This window comes from Streptococcus sp. ALY_208, assembly GCF_058314295.1.
In genome coordinates this window covers 24037-41636 of record NZ_JBZFUI010000008.1, presented here as the reverse complement: position 1 = coordinate 41636, position 17600 = coordinate 24037, and the positions used below count along the sequence as shown (strand labels likewise).

At 40.4% G+C, this 17600-nt stretch carries 18 protein-coding genes; 1 reads left to right on the top strand and 17 read right to left on the bottom strand.

All coding sequences use genetic code 11. The features are described 5' to 3' along the window. Positions 1-157: 157 nt before the first annotated feature. Positions 158-739: a DNA-directed RNA polymerase subunit delta gene (gene rpoE / locus AC4HAI_RS08370; protein ID WP_491079586.1), complete on the bottom strand. Its 582-nt coding sequence runs from the start codon at positions 737-739 to the stop codon at positions 158-160. Between the two features lie 479 nt (positions 740-1218). After that, entirely contained in the window at positions 1219-2502 is a 1284-nt protein-coding gene (gene tig, locus AC4HAI_RS08365) for a trigger factor (RefSeq protein WP_491079585.1), read from the bottom strand. Positions 2503-2650: 148 nt separating this feature from the next. Here tig and AC4HAI_RS08360 point away from each other — a divergent pair, with 148 nt between their 5' ends. Next, positions 2651-3499, top strand: a complete 849-nt coding sequence (locus tag AC4HAI_RS08360; protein ID WP_491079584.1) for a mechanosensitive ion channel family protein — start codon at positions 2651-2653, stop codon at positions 3497-3499. A gap of 20 nt (positions 3500-3519) precedes the next feature. Here the strand turns inward: AC4HAI_RS08360 and AC4HAI_RS08355 are convergent, their stop codons facing one another. The 15 genes from AC4HAI_RS08355 to AC4HAI_RS08285 all read right to left on the bottom strand — a co-directional run bounded on the left by AC4HAI_RS08355 (position 3520) and on the right by AC4HAI_RS08285 (position 17557). Beyond that, positions 3520-4083, bottom strand: coding sequence for a TIGR01440 family protein (locus AC4HAI_RS08355; RefSeq protein WP_491079583.1), 564 nt, complete (start codon positions 4081-4083; stop codon positions 3520-3522). Between the two features lie 13 nt (positions 4084-4096). Continuing rightward, on the bottom strand, positions 4097-4564 hold the full coding sequence (locus AC4HAI_RS08350; protein ID WP_491079582.1) for an ECF transporter S component: 468 nt from the start codon (positions 4562-4564) through the stop codon (positions 4097-4099). Then, positions 4551-5312: a bifunctional hydroxymethylpyrimidine kinase/phosphomethylpyrimidine kinase gene (locus AC4HAI_RS08345; RefSeq protein WP_491079581.1), complete on the bottom strand. Its 762-nt coding sequence runs from the start codon at positions 5310-5312 to the stop codon at positions 4551-4553. Before AC4HAI_RS08345 ends, AC4HAI_RS08350 begins: the two co-directional genes overlap by 14 nt. Beyond that, complete coding sequence (gene truA / locus AC4HAI_RS08340; protein ID WP_491079580.1) at positions 5305-6054, bottom strand: tRNA pseudouridine(38-40) synthase TruA; 750 nt, start codon at positions 6052-6054, stop codon at positions 5305-5307. The genes AC4HAI_RS08345 and truA overlap by 8 nt, the downstream gene beginning before the upstream one ends. A gap of 109 nt (positions 6055-6163) precedes the next feature. Next, a complete protein-coding gene (gene dnaJ, locus AC4HAI_RS08335; RefSeq protein WP_491079579.1) occupies positions 6164-7294 on the bottom strand; it encodes a molecular chaperone DnaJ in 1131 nt (376 codons plus the stop codon). A 423-nt stretch (positions 7295-7717) separates the two neighbouring features. Further along, a complete protein-coding gene (dnaK, locus tag AC4HAI_RS08330; protein ID WP_491079578.1) occupies positions 7718-9547 on the bottom strand; it encodes a molecular chaperone DnaK in 1830 nt (609 codons plus the stop codon). 179 nt (positions 9548-9726) lie between these two features. Next, entirely contained in the window at positions 9727-10284 is a 558-nt protein-coding gene (gene grpE / locus AC4HAI_RS08325; RefSeq protein ID WP_491079577.1) for a nucleotide exchange factor GrpE, read from the bottom strand. A gap of 10 nt (positions 10285-10294) precedes the next feature. Further along, positions 10295-11329 (bottom strand): heat-inducible transcriptional repressor HrcA, encoded by a 1035-nt coding sequence (hrcA, locus tag AC4HAI_RS08320; RefSeq protein WP_491111209.1) that lies wholly within the window; start codon positions 11327-11329, stop codon positions 10295-10297. Positions 11330-11456: 127 nt separating this feature from the next. Continuing rightward, positions 11457-12032: a glycoside hydrolase family 73 protein gene (locus tag AC4HAI_RS08315; protein WP_491111207.1), complete on the bottom strand. Its 576-nt coding sequence runs from the start codon at positions 12030-12032 to the stop codon at positions 11457-11459. Positions 12033-12062: 30 nt separating this feature from the next. Next, positions 12063-12773, bottom strand: coding sequence for a M15 family metallopeptidase (locus AC4HAI_RS08310; RefSeq protein WP_491111205.1), 711 nt, complete (start codon positions 12771-12773; stop codon positions 12063-12065). Next, the gene (locus AC4HAI_RS08305; RefSeq protein WP_491079573.1) at positions 12767-13459 is read right to left on the bottom strand and encodes a histidine phosphatase family protein; all 693 of its coding nucleotides are present in this window, start codon (positions 13457-13459) and stop codon (positions 12767-12769) included. Before AC4HAI_RS08305 ends, AC4HAI_RS08310 begins: the two co-directional genes overlap by 7 nt. 88 nt (positions 13460-13547) lie before the next feature. Then, positions 13548-14885 carry a PFL family protein gene (locus AC4HAI_RS08300; protein WP_491079572.1) on the bottom strand — a complete coding sequence of 446 codons (1338 nt, stop codon included), beginning with the start codon at positions 14883-14885 and terminating at the stop codon, positions 13548-13550. 21 nt (positions 14886-14906) lie between these two features. After that, a complete protein-coding gene (locus tag AC4HAI_RS08295) occupies positions 14907-15173 on the bottom strand; it encodes an ACT domain-containing protein (protein ID WP_491079571.1) in 267 nt (88 codons plus the stop codon). A gap of 177 nt (positions 15174-15350) precedes the next feature. Then, a complete protein-coding gene (locus tag AC4HAI_RS08290) occupies positions 15351-16538 on the bottom strand; it encodes an acetate kinase (protein ID WP_491111203.1) in 1188 nt (395 codons plus the stop codon). A gap of 65 nt (positions 16539-16603) precedes the next feature. Further along, complete coding sequence (locus AC4HAI_RS08285) at positions 16604-17557, bottom strand: class I SAM-dependent methyltransferase (RefSeq protein ID WP_491111202.1); 954 nt, start codon at positions 17555-17557, stop codon at positions 16604-16606. Between the last annotated feature and the right edge of the window lie 43 nt (positions 17558-17600).

Sequence of the window (17600 nt, the reverse complement as noted above, 5' to 3'; positions counted from 1 at the left end):
CTTCATAAAATCGGAAAATCTTATGAAGAATTCAAACATGAGAGGAATACCTCTCAACCACTATTATAACCAATTTCCACTTATCTGACCGATTTTTTCAAGACATTATCAATTTCGATTGACATGACAAAACGTCACAGACTCTCTAGCCATCAGATTATTCAGATTCACTATCACTTTCATCTTCGTCTTCGTCATCAGATTCATTGACCACGACTTCTTCATCGTCAACTTCATCTTCAGGAATAATCTCGTTAATCTCAGAATCGTAAGATTCTACCTCAGATTTTTCATCATCTGGATTCTCTTCGTCATACTCAACATCTGTCGGGGTGAAACTATCTTCATCTTCAGGATCATCATCATTGTAATCGATAGCATCCTCATCGCCATCCATGAAAGCATTGACACGTTTTTTCTTACGCTTAGGAGCATCTTCGCCATTGTCTTCTAAAGTGATAACCTCTTCGTCAATTTCATCAACAGCATACCATGAACGCAAGCCCCATTTATTTTCACCGAGAGGAATAAAACTACCATCTGTATTCAAATCTGAATAAAAGAACGGTAATGCTTGACGGATCTCAGCGTCAGATTTTCCAAGATAAGTTTGAATTTCGTTGACCAAGTCACTGAAATACATTTCGTGATCACGACCACGCGTTTCCAAAATAGCACGAGCTACTTCAATCATTGATAATTCGCTTTTTTCTTGTCCAGCAAATACTTCTAATTCCAAGGCAGTTCTCCTTATTTTATCGTTGATTTATATTCTACTGTATTTTAGTCCGTAAGTCAAAAAGGAATACGTACATCCCCAAACTATATTGTTATAACAAAACTCTCGAAAACTTGACAATGACTAGGAATATAGCACAAAAAAGGAGAGTAGAACAAATATCAATAAACCGTAAGAAAATCACGGTTTTGATTTGCCTCGCTCTCTTATTTTTAGGCCTAGGTAGAAATCCTCCACCGGAGCATTTTGACACTTACTTTGCAAGCTTTATTTCCCGATTAAAAAGCTCCGGTAGAGCTTTTTAGCCCATCTCCGCATAGCTCCAAAGGTCTTCCAGATCTTTGGAGGTTGGGGATAAGATAAGCAAAGTTCATGGGATTAGATAACCTCCAACAGTTCCCCAAACTGTTTGAGCTACCACTGCGCCTAGCAAATAAATAAGGCTGAGAACCTTTGTCTCAGCCTCCTCTCACTTAATCTTATTTCACCTTTGCAGAACTTGTGATAGCTTCAATAGCTTTCTTCATAGTAATATCGTGTTTAAGCATATCTGGTGACAATAATGAACGCACTTGATTCGCATCCATATTGTACTCTGAAGCTAGATCAGTAATTTCCTTTTCGATCTCTTCCTCAGTGGCATCAAAACCTTCCGCTTTTGCAATAGCTTCAATAACAAGATTAGTACGAACACGTTGATCAGCATCTGCTTCATATTGGTTATGTAGATCTGCTTCCGATGTACCAGTCAGTTGGTAATACATTTCTGGAGAAATACCTTGCTGTTGCATATTGCTCAAGAATTCATTCATAGCACGATGAACTTCTTCGTGAACCATCTCATTAGGTAATTCATCAATAGTAGCATTAGCCACTGCAAGTTCAATAGCAGCACCTTCAACAGCATCATCATAAGCAATCTCTTTAGATGCCTCAAGTTCTTTACGATATTTAGCCTTTAATTCATCAAGTGTTTCCACTTCTTCATCAATATCTTTGGCTAATTCATCATCAAGATCAGGAACTTCTTTTGATTTGACTTCATGAACAGTGGTAGCAAAAACAGCATCCTTACCAGCAAGATCCTCAGCTTGATAATCTTCTGGGAAAGTCACCTTAACCTCTACTTGATCTCCAGCCTTTGAACCTACTAATTGATCTTCAAATCCAGGGATAAATTGGCCAGAACCCAACTCAAGAGAGAAGTTATCACCTTTACCACCATCAAACTCAACACCGTCAACTGTACCAACAAAATCGATAACCACAGTATCACCATTTTCAGCAGCATCATCTTTAATAGCTAATTCTGCTAAGTTATTACGTTCACGTTCGATCTTCTCATCAATTTCTTGGTCAGTCACTTCCTTAGTAGTGTCTACTGATACCTCAAGATTTTTATAATCACCCAACTTCACTTCTGGTTTTGTGACAACATCAGCTTTAATAACCCATTCTTGTCCTTTTTCCATCGACTCAACATTAATTTGAGGTTGAGCAACGACATCTAGACCACTCTCAGCTACCGCTGCATCATAAGCTGTTGGCACAATAGCATTTAAGGCATCTTGATAAAGAGCTTCCTCACCAAAACGTTGATCAAATACTGGACGAGGAATATGACCCTTACGGAAACCAGGCACATTTAAATCTTTCTTTACTTTATTAAAGGCTTCGTCGAGGGCTGGTTTGATTTGTTCTTGACTGATTGTAAATGTAAGCACACCACGATTTGTTGCTGTGTTTTCAAATGATACAGACATCTTTTTCTCCTTAAAATTGTAATACACCTTAGTCTAACATACTTTGAGGTGATTTTAAAGTTTTTTCTCTATCGCATAGAGAATGACCAAATGTCTTTAGTCATTCAGCAATTTTTTTGTTAGACTAGTCTCTAGAAAGGATTCATGTATGTCTATCTTATTAAAATATTGGAATTCTCTTAAACTCGAAGACCTCGCTGTCAACCTCTTATCCAAAGCTATCTCTTTGGCCCTACTATTTATATTTTTTTTCATCGGTAAATACCTAGCTAATCTAATCTTTGAGCGGTTCTTTGTTAAGTCAACAAAGCTATTAGGTAAAGATGATGGCAGACGCAAGACTCTGGTCAAACTCTTCCACAATATTATGAACTATTCTCTTTATTTTATACTCATCTACTGGATATTAGCCATCATCGGTATACCAGTATCCAGTCTTTTAGCAGGAGCTGGTATTGCTGGTTTAGCCATCGGTCTCGGTGCTCAGGGATTTCTATCTGACTTAGTCAATGGCTTTTTCATCCTGATTGAACGTCAGTTCGATGTTGGTGATTCAGTTACGGTAGACAATATCTCAGGAACTGTCTCCAGTGTCGGCATTCGCACAACAGAAATTCGCGGTTTTGATGGAACCTTGCACTTCATCCCAAACCGTCAGATCCTTCTCGTCAGCAATCAATCTCGAGGGGACATGCGAGCTCAAGTCGATATCCCCATCTATGCTACTAGTAACCTGGATAAAATTACTGAAATCATCAAAAGTGTCAACACCAAAGAAGTACCAGAAACTCCTGAAATTGTCGGTGTGCCAAATATTTTAGGCCCTCTCACAGCAACTAATGGTCAGTTCGTCTTTCGCATAGATATTTTCGTAGAAAATGGAAAACAGTATCAAATCTACTCTAAATTCTTCCGACTATACCAAGAAGCCCTGCTAGCAGCAGGAATGAATCTGCCCACACCAAGCGCCCACTTGATCACACCAAAACAGTCCTGACATTTTTGTCAGGACTGTTTTTATGATTTTCGAATAGGATCTACCTGATACTGCGCTCTAGCCCCACCGATCAATTTTGGACGACTGGCTAAAGCTGTAACATGAGCACGACCAAGCTCACGTTGCAATGGTACCAAAGGAACCTGCACACGCTTAACATGCATGCCAATAAAAGTATCCCCAATATCTAATCCAGCATGAGCTACGATCTCTTCCACCTCAACCGGATTAGCCATAAACTTGAAAGCAGCCAACTGACCACTGCCACCTGCATGAATGGTCGGAAGAACATTGACCACTTCAAGTTCCCTTTGCTCAGCAAGGGTTTCCTCAACAACCAAAGCACGGTTAATATGTTCACACCCCTGTACAGCCAGATGAACGCCACGCTTCTGTGTTTCTTCCAGGATTGTTTTTACAATAACTTCGCCAATCTCAAGGTTAGAATTTTGACCAATCCTGCCACCTGCTACTTCACTAGATGATAAGCCAAGGACAAAAATTTGCCCTGCTTTAATAGCAGACCGCTCTAAAATATCACAAATAATACCTCGTGTTTGCTCTTCTAATAAGTTTAGATCCATTTTCCCCTCAATTCTAAGATTTAACAGACCTTTTGTACCCTTGATAAACCAGATACCCCACAATCATACCTAAAAAGTTTTGGAAGACGTTGCTCCAAATACCTGCCAAGGACTCACCCAATCCATACAGGAACCATCCTCCTAAAAAATAGATACCAATCATAGACAGACTGGACAAAACCAATCCCAGGACTCTCTTAATACCAGTCCAACCAGCAAAATAACCTTGGGCACCGTGAGCAACCAAACTAATCAGCATCCAATTAGGATAGCCTGACAACAGATCCAGCAAAAAGGCGCTGCCGCCACCTACAATAGCTCCTTGAGGTGATCCAAAAGAAAAGGCTGTGAAGAAAATAACTGCATCAACCAAAGTCAAAAAGCCAGTCGGTGTTGGAATTTGCCCTACACGTCCTAAAACCACTGCTAAAGCTATTAAAATAGCTAATCTTGTTAAAGTCCTAATATTATTCTTGGTCATAGACTTGCCTTACTCCATATTGATCAGAATGCTTGATTGCTTGGTGAACAAAAGCCTTGGCAGCCTCTACAGCTTCCTGAGGGATTGCCCCCTTAACCAAACGACTTGCAATAGCAGAGGCAAATGTACAACCTGCCCCAATATTATTTTCCTCTAGCAAAGATGCCTCTAAAATCTTACTTCCTTGACCATCATAATAGACATCAATAGCCTTATTTTCATTCAAGCGTTTTCCACCTTTAACCACAACAGCTTGAGCTCCAAGGTCATATAACTTTTTCGCTGCCACTATCATATCATCAACGCTTTCAATCGTCATCTGAGTGAGAATTTCCGCTTCAACCAGATTTGGAGTCACAATAGTGACATAAGGTAAAAATTTGAGCAGTTCATCTCGTAGATCACTAACAGCTATATCATGTTTTTCCTTGCATACCAAAACCGGATCAAGCACCACTGGAATGCCAGGATGATCCTTTATAAAGTTGAGAGCTTGTTGCGCAAGATCAACATTCGGAAGCAATCCCAACTTAATCCCTGCAAAATCTACATCTTTCAAGCTAGTCAACTGATGGGCAAAAATTTTCGAATCTGTCGCAAAGACTTCAAAACCATTGTCTGTAACTGCAGTCAGACAAGTCACCGCTACAAAACCATGCAAGCCACTAGCTTGATAAGTATTGAGATCAGCATGCAGACCACCACCGCTAAAAATATCATTTCCTGAAATTGCTAATACATTAGTCATCGTAGATAACCTCCTTGAGATATAAGCCGTTACCAGCCGCCGTTGGCCCAGCAAGATTACGGTCTTTAGAATCCAAAACCAATTTAATCTGACTGACCGGTAGACGTCCATTACCAATCTTAAGCAAGGTCCCAACCATATTGCGGACCTGCTTGTAGAGAAAACCATTACCTGAAAAGGTAAAAACAAGAAAACCAGTCTTAGGATCACAAACCACATTAGCTTGTGTTATGGTTCTGACCTTGTTTTCCACAGATGTCCCCGATGCAGTAAATCCTGTAAAATCGTGAGTACCTATCAGATCCTTAATCGCTTCTTGCATGAGATCCAGATCTACTGGATAAGGGAAATGGGTTGCATAGGCTCTCATCATAGGATTTTTAGGACGACCGACATCAACTAAAAACTCATACGTTTTACTGTGCTTATTGTAACGTGCATGAAAGTCATCAGATACCTGTTCAATACTCACCACATCAATATCCTCTGGCGATTGTGTATCCAAAGCAAAACGCAAGCGTTCTTCGTCACGCCGCTGGGGCAGATCAAAATGAATTACCTGACCATAAGCATGGACGCCACTATCTGTACGACCTGCTCCATGAACCAAAACCGAACTGCCACTATTTAGACGAGTCAAGGTTTTTTCTAGTTCTTCTTGTACCGAACGCTCTGAGCTTTGTCGTTGAAACCCTGCAAACAATGTGCCATCGTATGAAATGACTGCTTTATACCTTACCATGACATCATTTTAACATCAGACAGATCAACTGACTAGGGACAAATCTCAAAACTGTCCCCCTATAGTTTTTATCCAAACAAAAGAGAGGCCAACGCCCCTCTTTGTCTATCTAATCTGTTTCAAAAGCATCCTTCATTTTATCAAAGAAGCCCTTCTTTTTAGGATGAATTTCCTCTTCGCCACTAGCCTTAGCCAATTCTTTTAGAGCCTGACGTTGAGCATCATTTAATTTAGTTGGTGTCACGACATTGATCGTTACATGTTGATCTCCTTGACCGCCGCCACGCAATCGAGGTGCTCCCTTACCTTTCAAACGGAAGGTTTTACCCGTCTGTGTCCCTTCTGGAATCGTCATTTCAACATCACCATGGACAGTCGGAACCTCAACGACATCACCAAGAGCTGCCTGAGCAAAACTGATATTCAAAGTATAGTAAATAGTAGAACCATCACGCTCAAATTTTTGACTAGGGAGAACATTAATGATGACGAATAAATCACCGTAAAGACCACCATTGGTTCCTGCTTCTCCTTGACCAGCCAAACGGATTTGCTGACCCGTTTCAACACCTGCTGGCACCTTGACAGATACCTTATGAGCTTGGCTCTCATGGCCTGAACCTTGACAAGTTTGACAAGGATCTTTGATCTCTTTACCACTACCATGGCAGACATCACAAGTGATTTGACGGCGCATACGACCAAGCGGTGTTTGGGTATCAACCGTGATCACACCTTGACCGTGACAGCGGCTACAAGTTACAGGACTGCTACCTGGCTTAGCTCCAGATCCATGACAGGTATGACATTCTGTTTCACGATTGTAGGTAACATCCTTTTCAGTACCAAAAACTGCCTCTTCAAAATCCAAGTTCAAACGGTACTGGAGATCATCACCTTGACGTGGTGCATTAGGGTTACGATTAGCACCGCCACCAAAAATGCTCGAAAAGATGTCTTCAAAGCCACCGAAACCAGCGCCATCAAAGCCACCAAAACCGCCACCGCCAAAACCAGCATTGGCACCATCTGGACCATACTGGTCATAGGCAGCACGTTTTTGCTCATCACTCAAGGTTTCATAGGCTTCTTGAACTTCCTTATATTTTTGCTCAGCCCCAGGTTCCTTATTGATATCTGGGTGATATTTTTTAGACATCTTGCGATAAGCTTTTTTTATCTCGTCTTGACTGGCGTCCTTAGACACCCCCAGACGATCATAATATTCTGTATTGTTCATATAAGATACCAAGCCCGTAAAAAGCAAAGTGAAAATAGAAAATTGGCAGAAAACCCTGATTTTCTAGACAATTTGTCTTTTTTCACACGGCTTTTAGGGCGGGTTCAATTCCTTTCGTTATGATATTAAAGGCGTTTGATGGACACCGCCAAAATAGGAGATTTGACAACAGATATTTACATCCTATGAAAATCTATCTTTTTGCACTGACGCTACTACCCAAAAACAGAGGCCGGCTTGCAACCTCTGTGATTGGCTTTTATCCTTACTACTCTTAAGACCTACTGCTGACTATCTTACGACGCTTGAAAAGCATTTCGATATTAAATGCTTTTTCAAACTCGGGATAAAATAATCCTTCGGTCCTGAACCCTTCGCTTCTAGTTTCTAAGCTCAGGGGCTAAAAACCTTCCCCGAAGGTTTTTACTTCTCTGTAAACTCACCGTCTACGACATCGTCTCCGCCCTTATCTGATGAACCAGCATCAGCTGTGCCATCTGCACCAGCTGCTTGTTGCTCAGCTGCAGCTTGCTCGTACATTTTAACAGCAAGAGCTTGTGCTTTCTCATTGAGGGCTTCGAGTTTAGCCTTCATATCGTCAAGATTATTATCTTCTTGGGCTTTCTTCAAGTCGTCGAGAGCTGATTGAGCAGCATCACGCTCAGCATCAAAGCCTTTGCCTTCAGTTTCTTTAATAGTCTTTTCTGTTGCAAAGATCGCTTGGTCAACTTCGTTACGAAGATCAACTTCTTCCTTACGCTTAGCATCAGCATCCGCATTAGCTTCTGCATCTTTCATCATACGTTCAATTTCGTCTTCAGAAAGACCGTCATTTGATTTGATAACGATGTGTTGTTCTTTTTGCGTACCAAGGTCTTTAGCCTTAACAGATACAATACCGTTTTTATCGATATCGAATGTCACTTCGATTTGTGGCACACCACGAGGAGCTGCTGGAATATCAGTCAATTGGAAACGTCCAAGCGTTTTATTATCTGCAGCCATTGGGCGTTCCCCTTGAAGGACATGAATATCAACAGCGGGTTGATTATCAGCAGCAGTTGAGAAGACTTGTGACTTAGAAGTTGGGATGGTTGTGTTGCGATCAATCAACTTCGTGAAGACACCACCCATAGTTTCGATACCGAGTGACAACGGTGTAACATCAAGAAGAACGACATCCTTAACATCACCAGTGATAACTCCACCTTGAATAGCAGCACCCATAGCAACAACTTCGTCAGGATTCACAGATTTATTTGGTTCTTTACCAGTTTCAGCCTTAACTGCTTCAACAACAGCAGGAATACGCGTTGAACCACCGACCAAGATAACTTCATCGATTTCTGCCAGAGTCAAGTCAGCGTCAGACAAGGCTTGGCGAACAGGAGTCTTAGTGCGCTCAACCAGATCACGAGTCAAATCATCAAACTTAGCACGGGTCAATGATACTTCCAAGTGAAGAGGACCTGCTTCACCAGCAGTGATGAAAGGCAAGCTAATTTGTGTTTGCGTTACACCCGATAGATCTTTTTTAGCCTTTTCAGCAGCATCTTTCAAGCGTTGCAAAGCCATATTATCAGTAGAAAGATCAATGCCATTTTCTTTCTTGAATTCATCTACCAAGAAATCAATAATCTTTTGGTCAAAGTCATCCCCACCGAGTTTATTATCACCAGCAGTAGCTAATACATCAAAGACACCATCTCCCAATTCAAGGATTGATACGTCGAAAGTACCACCACCAAGGTCAAATACCAAGATTTTTTCATCTTTATCTTGCTTATCAAGACCGTAAGCAAGGGCCGCAGCAGTTGGTTCGTTGACGATACGCTCTACTTCAAGACCAGCAATTTTACCAGCGTCTTTGGTTGCTTGACGTTGGGCATCGTTGAAGTAAGCAGGAACTGTAATAACAGCTTTTTCAACTTTTTCACCAAGGTAATCTTCAGCATACCCTTTAAGGTATTGAAGAATCATTGCTGAAATTTCTTGTGGCGTATATTCTTTACCATTTGCTGAGACTTTCTCAGATGTTCCCATTTTAGATTTAATAGAAATAATGGTTTCTGGATTAGTCACAGCTTGACGCTTAGCAGCATCACCGACAATAATTTCACCATTTTTAAAAGATACAACAGAAGGCGTTGTACGGTTACCTTCTGGATTAGCGATAATTTTACTTTCAGTTCCTTCAAGAACGGCAACTGCCGAGTTTGTTGTTCCTAAGTCAATACCAATAATTTTAGACATCTCTTTTTCCTCTTTTAATATTATTTTTACTTTTATGATAATAGTTTAAGGTCATCTCGGACACAATTAGTTCAATCTTATTGATCAGCCATCATCGCATAGTTACAGCGTGAGATAGTAAGAAGTCCAGGCAATGTTGCCGTATAATGATGAGATGTTTTAATACCCATCATTATTGACTAGTTATATACCACAACCATGGCTGGACGAAGCAGGCGATCGTGCAGTTTATAACCCTTTTGGAAGACTTCTGCAATGCTCTCTGCAGGATGTTCCTCATCAGCTGGTAAAGTTTGAACAGCCATATGGAAGTTGTGATCAAAACTATCAACTGCAACTTCCTCTACACCCTCTTCTTTAAGAGCTTGGATCAGGCTTTCTTGTACCATTTCAAGACCCTTTTTAACATCATCAGTTAACCCCTCAACTGCTAAGGCCCGCTCAAGATTATCGAGACTAGGTAGAATGCCCTTAGCCAAATCTTGCGAGCGGTACTTCTGCAGCTGCTGGCGCTCTTCGTTGGCGCGACGCTGAATATTCTGCATCTCAGCATGAGCACGCAAGAATTTATTTTCAAATTCTTCTGCTTTGGCTTGGGCCTGCTCAAGTTCGGATGGGTCTGCAGCAACTTCCTCAACTTCTGAATCGACTGACTCTTGCTCCTGTATAGTTTCTTCTGTTTCAGAAATTTCTTCTTCCGCAACTGCTTCATTTTCTTTTTTAATATCTTCTGACATAAAACCTCCTCTAATGGACTTCATAGTGATTACTATTTAAATAGCGATAAAAATCTGCCAGCTTGAGAGTCAGGATCTGACCGACCACCCTCAGAATCTCTAAGGAGTACTGGTAATCAAGTGTCACAGGACCCAAAAGACTAATACTGCCAAAACCTCTATAGGGGATCAAAAATTTATAAGAGACCCGGCTAATAGCTTCCAGACCAGCTTGACCTTCCTGAGCTAGACTAATAGCATAGGCTTGTGAATCATCCAAGTGCTGTCTGATATCCAAGGCTAATTCCTGATGATGATCTAACAAGCGATAGCGCTCAATATCTGAAAATTGAAGAATTCTCTCCTTTCCTGATATAAACAGCTTTTCAACAAACATTTCCTTAAAGATATGCTCAAACAATTCCAAGACATTATCTGTGATCTTAAAATAACGTTGAACAATTTGAGGAATCTCTGTCAATATCCGATAATGAATTTCCATCACCGATTGCTCTAACAAGCGCTCTCTGACCAGGCTAGTAAAAATTTGCAAATCTTCATCCAAAAAATTTTTAGGGATGGCAAACTGACTAGTCACCGTATTAGAATGATCAAAGGTCATAACAGCCAAAGCATCATGCTGACCAAGCTTAACAATATCAAAGGATGTTAACCGCTGATTCTTTGGCTCCACATCTAAAGTAATCGCCGTATAACCAGTTACATCAGATAAGATATCACTTGCCTTTTGTAAAAGATCATCTAATTTAAAAAATTCGAAATCAAAGGCACCTACTAAATCATAAAGCTCCGATTCTTCTAAAGGTTCCAAGCTCAATAGATGATTCACATAATATTGAAACCCCTGCCTACTAGGCAAGCGGCCACTCGAAGTGTGCGCTTTTTCCAGCAAGCCAACCTCTTCCAGCGCTGCCATATCATTTCGAATAGTAGCACTGCTAGACGAGATATAATTTTGTAACACCTTTGACCCAACAGGTTCGTGAGTCTGAGTAAATAAATGCACAATCATAGCTAAAATATCATTTTGCCGCTGTGTAATCATACCGACCCCTTCCCTGATAGTTTAGCACTCTAACCAACCGAGTGCTAACTTATGATTCTATTATACCCTTCTATAAGGGGATGTCAAGCAAAAAGGCCAAAAAATTAGCACTCTTTTTAAAAGAGTGCTAATTTTTATCATAGCGTGTCAAGTTGTAATCTTCGATAATCTTTACCAGCTGAACGCCATAGTCGGGATCTGTACTAAATCCATAATGCTGTAAGGCCTGCGCCGACTGCAAGTAATCATTCGAAGTCGCTAACATTTTATAAAGAGACTTATAATCCCTATTGGAGCTTAAACTCTCTAGGTAGTCCTGTAGACTATCCTCCCAACTCCTGTAAACAGCATAGGGTTGCTTAACTTTCTTCCAATGGTTAGATTCATAAGACTGTGCTGATAAAACAACCTTAGCTTCCCCTGGCTCTGCGACCGTTCTCATCACATTATGATAGCGAACCGACAACAAATTTGTCCCAAAATCAGACCCTTGAGCTGCTTGGGCAATAATCACAGAAGCATCAACCCCATAATTATCCGATAACTCTTTAGCCATAGGAGCTATTTGGGTAATAAATTCTCGCTTACTGTAAGCTGTTTTTACTTTAGTGTCTATTGATTTCGGCTTGACATTCAAGCTCAACAATACAATTAGACTTAAAAGAACCACACCAAGAATCGTCAGAAACACTGGTGGCTTCATCCTTGTCCTCATATTATCTTCTCCTCATTATTAAGCTAGCTGTTCAACATACTCCTCTAAACTAAGCTTGTGCTTTTCCATATACTCAGCAGAATCTTTACCGACATATCGAAAATGCCAGTCCTCATACCCTACACCAGTGATCTCGGACTTACTCTTATCAAACCGCAAAACAAAGCCATATTTAGGAGCTATTTTTCTGAGACGCTCTACCGTAGCAGGATCGCTACTGTTGAGACTATCAACAGTAGATATATCGATAGCTAATCCCGTCTGATGCTCACTAGCTCCAGACGGCTGTGAATAGGTCTGCACCTTTTTTACAGCTTGATCATGTGTCCAAGATGGATGATCAAGCTGCTCCTGCTCAACATAACTATTGAACAAGCCCTCCTGATAACTAACGCTTCGGTAACCCGATATCAAATGTTCCTTCTCATCTATCCGTCTAGCTGCTGCCAAAAACGATTCAACATCGCTTTTAATACGCGCATCCACTTGAACATTTTCAACCCAAGCAAGTTCAGGATTCAATTCCTTAGTCATATGCTTTCTATTGACCAGAATCAATTCCCAATCATCAGCCTTTGCTAACATCTGTGCCCCACCAGATTGAGACGAAGATTTAGAAGAACCAGCAGAAAACGAAGCAGGCTTATTTCGCCCCCCAAAAACCAAACATAAAACTAGGCTCCCAAGAGCTAAAAAGACAATGGCTAAACGACCACGCTTCTTCAGCATGAGCTTGTCCTTTCTCTATCCAAGCGTCCCTGCTGGCGATAACTCATATCACCTATAGCATCAATCGTAAAGCGACCATTTTCATAGGATAGTACCGAGACACTACCATTATCCAAGGCAATACGGGGGCTACTAGGATCAAGCAAATAAATTAAAGTAGCAATGGTCATGCCATGACTGACAACAATCACATCTCCGCCTCCATTAGAAGACACCTCATTCGCTATACTTATAAAACCCTCTAAGATTCTATTCTTGAGAACCGGCCACGGTTGAGCCCAGCCTGCCGTATCAACATCAACAATAGCTTCAGCCATCTCCTCATAAGTCATATCTTCCATAGGCTTGTCAGAAACCCGAGGCATGACACCATGAAATAACTCGGCATCATAACCACCGTCTAGACTGCCAAAGCACCACTCACGGATTCTCTTGTCTCTCTTATAGGGAATACTTTCTTGACCTAATTCCTCCAGAACAATCTCCATAGTTTGTATCGTTCGACCACTGTCACTAGAATAAGCAGCAACAAATGACTCACCAGCAAGCTTAAGTCCCCGTCCAAGTTCATGTATCCCTTGCTCCCCTTCTTGAGTAAGCGGAGTATCAGACCAACCTTGAGCACGCCCAATCGTATTAAACATAGTTTTTCCATGTCTTGCTATAAATAATCTTGTTTTAACCATAGTAAAACCTTCTTTAGTTATTTTGTTTATTATATCAAATTTAGGTCGAATAAAACACCTGCCCATTAAGACAGGTGTCATAACACTATTAGTTTTTAAAACTATGAATAGGAGCAGGAATTTGTCCTCCACGTGAGATAAATTCAACAGAAGAATTTTTATTGATAGGCATCACTGGAGCCGAACCAAGCAAACCACCAAACTCAATCATATCGCCTTCTTTACCCTGTGGAATAATTCGAACAGCGGTTGTCTTCATATTAATCACACCAATAGCAGCTTCATCAGCAATCATAGCAGCAATAGTCTCAGCTGGGGTATCCTCTGGAATAGCAATCATGTCCAATCCCACAGAACAAATAGCTGTCATGGCCTCTAACTTTTCGAGATTAAGCGATCCATTTTGGACGGCAGCGATCATTCCCTCATCTTCAGACACAGGAATAAAAGCACCCGATAAACCACCAACTTGGTTACAAGCCATAACACCGCCTTTTTTAACCTGATCATTCAGCAAAGCCAAAGCAGCTGTTGTCCCATGAGTCCCTACTGTCTCCAATCCCATTTCCTCTAACACTCGAGCCACCGAATCTCCTACAGCAGGTGTTGGAGCGAGAGATAAATCAACAATACCAAACTTAACACCAAGACGCTCAGAAGCCATCTGACCAACCAGTTGACCAATACGTGTAATTTTAAAAGCCGTCTTTTTGACTGTCTCTGCCACAACATCAAAACTCTCCCCACGTACTTTTTCGAGAGCACGCTTTACTACACCAGGACCGGAAACACCGACATTAATGATGACATCAGCTTCACCAACACCATGGAAGGCCCCAGCCATAAAAGGATTATCTTCAACAGCATTAGCAAAAACAACCAACTTAGCTGGTCCCATATCAGAAGCCTGCGAAGTTTCTTTAATGATATGTCCCATATCAGCAACAGCGGTCATATTAATACCCGATTTAGTAGAACCAATATTAACAGATGCACAGACATACTCCGTCTCAGCAAGAGCTCGTGGAATTGATCGAATAAGGATCTCATCCCCCTTCTGGTAACCCTTTTGAACCAGAGCTGAAAATCCTCCTATAAAATCAATCCCAATTTCTCTTGCTGCCCTATCTAGTGCCTTAGCTAGAGGAATGTAATCTTCAGCATCAGTCGCTGCTCCTATAATAGAGATAGGCGTCACTGATACACGCTTATTAACAATCGGAATCCCTAACTCAGCAGAAATCTCATCCCCAACAGCTACGAGCTTACCAGCCTTTTCTACAATTTTACTGTAAATTTTTTCTGCTGCCTTATTGATATCAGAATCAATACAATCAAGAAGTGAGATCCCCATTGTAATCGTACGGACATCAAAATTTTGCTCCTCGATCATCGCAATTGTTTCTGTAACCTGCTTAATATCCATTTTTAGCCCTTTCTTCTCTTACTACAAGTTATGCATAGCATCAAATATGGCGGCACTTTGAATATTGATCTTAACATTTAGCGATGCACCGAGATCTTCAAACTCTTTACGAAGCAAAGTAAAATCTTTTTTCTCAGGTGCTGAAACAATCGCCATCATTGTAAAATAGTCATCAAGAATAGTCTGAGTAATATCATCAATATTCAACCCCAATTCAGCAATCTTAACCGATACTCCTGCTACAATCCCTTTACTATCTTTGCCAACAACTGTAATAATAGCTTTCATTTTTATACCCCATTTTTCATATTGTTTGTATTTTACCACAAATCGTTAATTTTATTCAAATATTCAGTTAAAAACAATATCAATTCCCGAACTTTTAGCCGCTATCAAATATCTGTCAAGAAATAAACAGGCAAAAAATATAAAAGCTGGGAACTATCCCAGCCTTATTGATATCATTTATTTAAAAGATTCAACATCTCGTGCAATCATAACTTCTTCATCCGTTGGTATAACAAGGATCTTAATGCTAGAATCTGCCTTAGAAATATCCCCGACATAACCAAAAACATTTTTTTCTGGATCAATATCCAAACCAAACCACGTTAAACCAGCAATAATATCACTGCGAAGCTGAGCAGAATTTTCTCCCATACCCGCTGTGAATACAATAGCGTCAGCACCATTTAATACAGCAAGATACTGACCGATAAATTTCTGGAGACGATCAACAAACATTTCGTAGGCTAAAACCGCAGAAGGAACTCCTTCTTCAACCCCCTTTAAAATATCTCGCATATCACTAGAAAGCTCTGATACTCCAGCTAAACCAGATTCCTTATTAAGCATATTAACGACATCAGCTGCCGTTTTAAATTCTGGAGCTTGATCAAGTAAGAAAGGAATGATAGCAGGATCAATATCTCCAGAACGTGTTCCCATCATCGGTCCAGCTAGCGGTGTCAACCCCATGGAGGTATCTACTGATTGACCATAACGATTTGCCGTAATAGAAACACCATTCCCAATATGTGCTGTAATGAGCTTGAGCTCTTCAAGCGGACGCCCTAGCATCTTAGCTGCTTCTTGAGCCACATACTTATGGCTAGTTCCATGTGCGCCGTACTTTCTCACCTTGTATTCCTCATAATATTTTTGAGGAAGTGGATATTGATAAGCATAATCAGGCATCGTCATATGAAAAGAAGTATCAAACACAGCCACACTAGTAATATCAGGTAAGATATCTTTAAAAGCCCTGATACCAGCGGCAGCACCAGGATTGTGTAAGGGTGCTAAAAGTGACAACTCCTCAATTTGCTCAATGACCCGATCGTCTACTAAAGCAGAGTTTTGAAAATACTCCCCACCAGCTACAATGCGATGTCCAACACCTGTAATCTCTGAGTAGTCTTCAATAATATGATGGCGAATTAAATCTTCTAATAAAATTTTAACAGCTTGGGTATGATCTGCAATCGTTAGAGTTTGAGAATCTGAGCGCCCATCAAATGATACAGTTGAAACTGAATCTGATAAACCGATACGCTCAATCAAGCCTTTCGCCAAAACAGTTTCTTCTGGCATTTGATAAAGTTGCCATTTCAAACTGGAACTGCCAGCATTTATTGCGATTGTTTTAGACATAGGATCACCTCTTCTGGGTTTGAAATCGTTTTCTAAACGTATTCCAATTATAGCAGAATTCTAAATTAAAGAATATAATCTGCTACCCATTTTTTAAACTGGGTCATGAAATCAACTAATTGGTCCTGATTTTGCAAGTCTGTTAAAGGATAAACAAAAGTCTCCTTAGGTTTCTGAGCTTGTTTTTGCAAGAGAAAGATCGATTTTGCATTAGCCGCATGACCAAATAAATTATCTGGAAGAGTAATAACAGAAATAATATCTGCATAATTCTTGAGCCATTGCTTTAAGAGATCACTCTGGGGACTTGTCAAAAGATTCACTGGCGCTAAGAAAATAGCAAAACCATTTTTCTTAAGATATTTGAGAGACTGCTCCATTAATAAGTGATGAGCATATGTATGCTCTGTCTTAGAAGCAACCTGATAACGACTAGCAATCGTATCATCTGGATAATATCCAACCGGCAAATCACTAAAAATTATATTACTCTCTTTTAAAAGCTGAGGCCGCACAGCATCCTCTTGAACAAAGCCAACCTCCGTCCCCATAACATCAGCAATACTGGCAGACAAATCAATAAGTAGGTCATCGACTTCTAATCCTAGATAGTTCAATTTTTTCTGGCTGTTAACCACAAGAGTCTGCGCCAAATTTCCTGTCCCACTGCCAATTTCTAAAACATCAACTGTCTCTTCTACAGTCAGATTTTCCAAAAGAAATAATAAGATAAACCCAATGCTATCAGGTGTAAACTGGTGATTAGCTTGAAGGGGTTCGGTCTGAGCAGCCTTTATAAAAATAAATTGATAAGCCCGACGCCATTCTTCAGAAGTCAAATTCAAAGATTTTAAGGAAGCTATATTTGCAGACACTCTACTATCTCTACTATCTTCATTCATATAATGGACATTATTCTCTATCAGAGCATCGTAAATATTAGTGGATAATTGATTTTGAATCAACTGTACATTCTCTAAAATGAGCTCGTAGGCCTGTTCTATTTTCTCAAAATTCATAATGCTATCATAACAGATTTACCTGAAAATAAAAACTCTCAAA

Bases quoted from the DNA above. Each gene is read 5' to 3' on its own strand.
- tig (WP_491079585.1), bottom strand. From the start codon at position 2,502: ATGTCTGTATCATTTGAAAACACAGCAACAAATCGTGGTGTGCTTACA.
- AC4HAI_RS08360 (WP_491079584.1), top strand. From the start codon at position 2,651: ATGTCTATCTTATTAAAATATTGGAATTCTCTTAAACTCGAAGACCTC.
- AC4HAI_RS08355 (WP_491079583.1), bottom strand. From the start codon at position 4,083: ATGGATCTAAACTTATTAGAAGAGCAAACACGAGGTATTATTTGTGAT.
- AC4HAI_RS08350 (WP_491079582.1), bottom strand. From the start codon at position 4,564: ATGACCAAGAATAATATTAGGACTTTAACAAGATTAGCTATTTTAATA.
- AC4HAI_RS08345 (WP_491079581.1), bottom strand. From the start codon at position 5,312: ATGACTAATGTATTAGCAATTTCAGGAAATGATATTTTTAGCGGTGGT.
- truA (WP_491079580.1), bottom strand. From the start codon at position 6,054: ATGGTAAGGTATAAAGCAGTCATTTCATACGATGGCACATTGTTTGCA.
- dnaJ (WP_491079579.1), bottom strand. From the start codon at position 7,294: ATGAACAATACAGAATATTATGATCGTCTGGGGGTGTCTAAGGACGCC.
- dnaK (WP_491079578.1), bottom strand. From the start codon at position 9,547: ATGTCTAAAATTATTGGTATTGACTTAGGAACAACAAACTCGGCAGTT.
- grpE (WP_491079577.1), bottom strand. From the start codon at position 10,284: ATGTCAGAAGATATTAAAAAAGAAAATGAAGCAGTTGCGGAAGAAGAA.
- hrcA (WP_491111209.1), bottom strand. From the start codon at position 11,329: ATGATTACACAGCGGCAAAATGATATTTTAGCTATGATTGTGCATTTA.
- AC4HAI_RS08315 (WP_491111207.1), bottom strand. From the start codon at position 12,032: ATGAAGCCACCAGTGTTTCTGACGATTCTTGGTGTGGTTCTTTTAAGT.
- AC4HAI_RS08310 (WP_491111205.1), bottom strand. From the start codon at position 12,773: ATGCTGAAGAAGCGTGGTCGTTTAGCCATTGTCTTTTTAGCTCTTGGG.
- AC4HAI_RS08305 (WP_491079573.1), bottom strand. From the start codon at position 13,459: ATGGTTAAAACAAGATTATTTATAGCAAGACATGGAAAAACTATGTTT.
- AC4HAI_RS08300 (WP_491079572.1), bottom strand. From the start codon at position 14,885: ATGGATATTAAGCAGGTTACAGAAACAATTGCGATGATCGAGGAGCAA.
- AC4HAI_RS08295 (WP_491079571.1), bottom strand. From the start codon at position 15,173: ATGAAAGCTATTATTACAGTTGTTGGCAAAGATAGTAAAGGGATTGTA.
- AC4HAI_RS08290 (WP_491111203.1), bottom strand. From the start codon at position 16,538: ATGTCTAAAACAATCGCAATAAATGCTGGCAGTTCCAGTTTGAAATGG.
- AC4HAI_RS08285 (WP_491111202.1), bottom strand. From the start codon at position 17,557: ATGAATTTTGAGAAAATAGAACAGGCCTACGAGCTCATTTTAGAGAAT.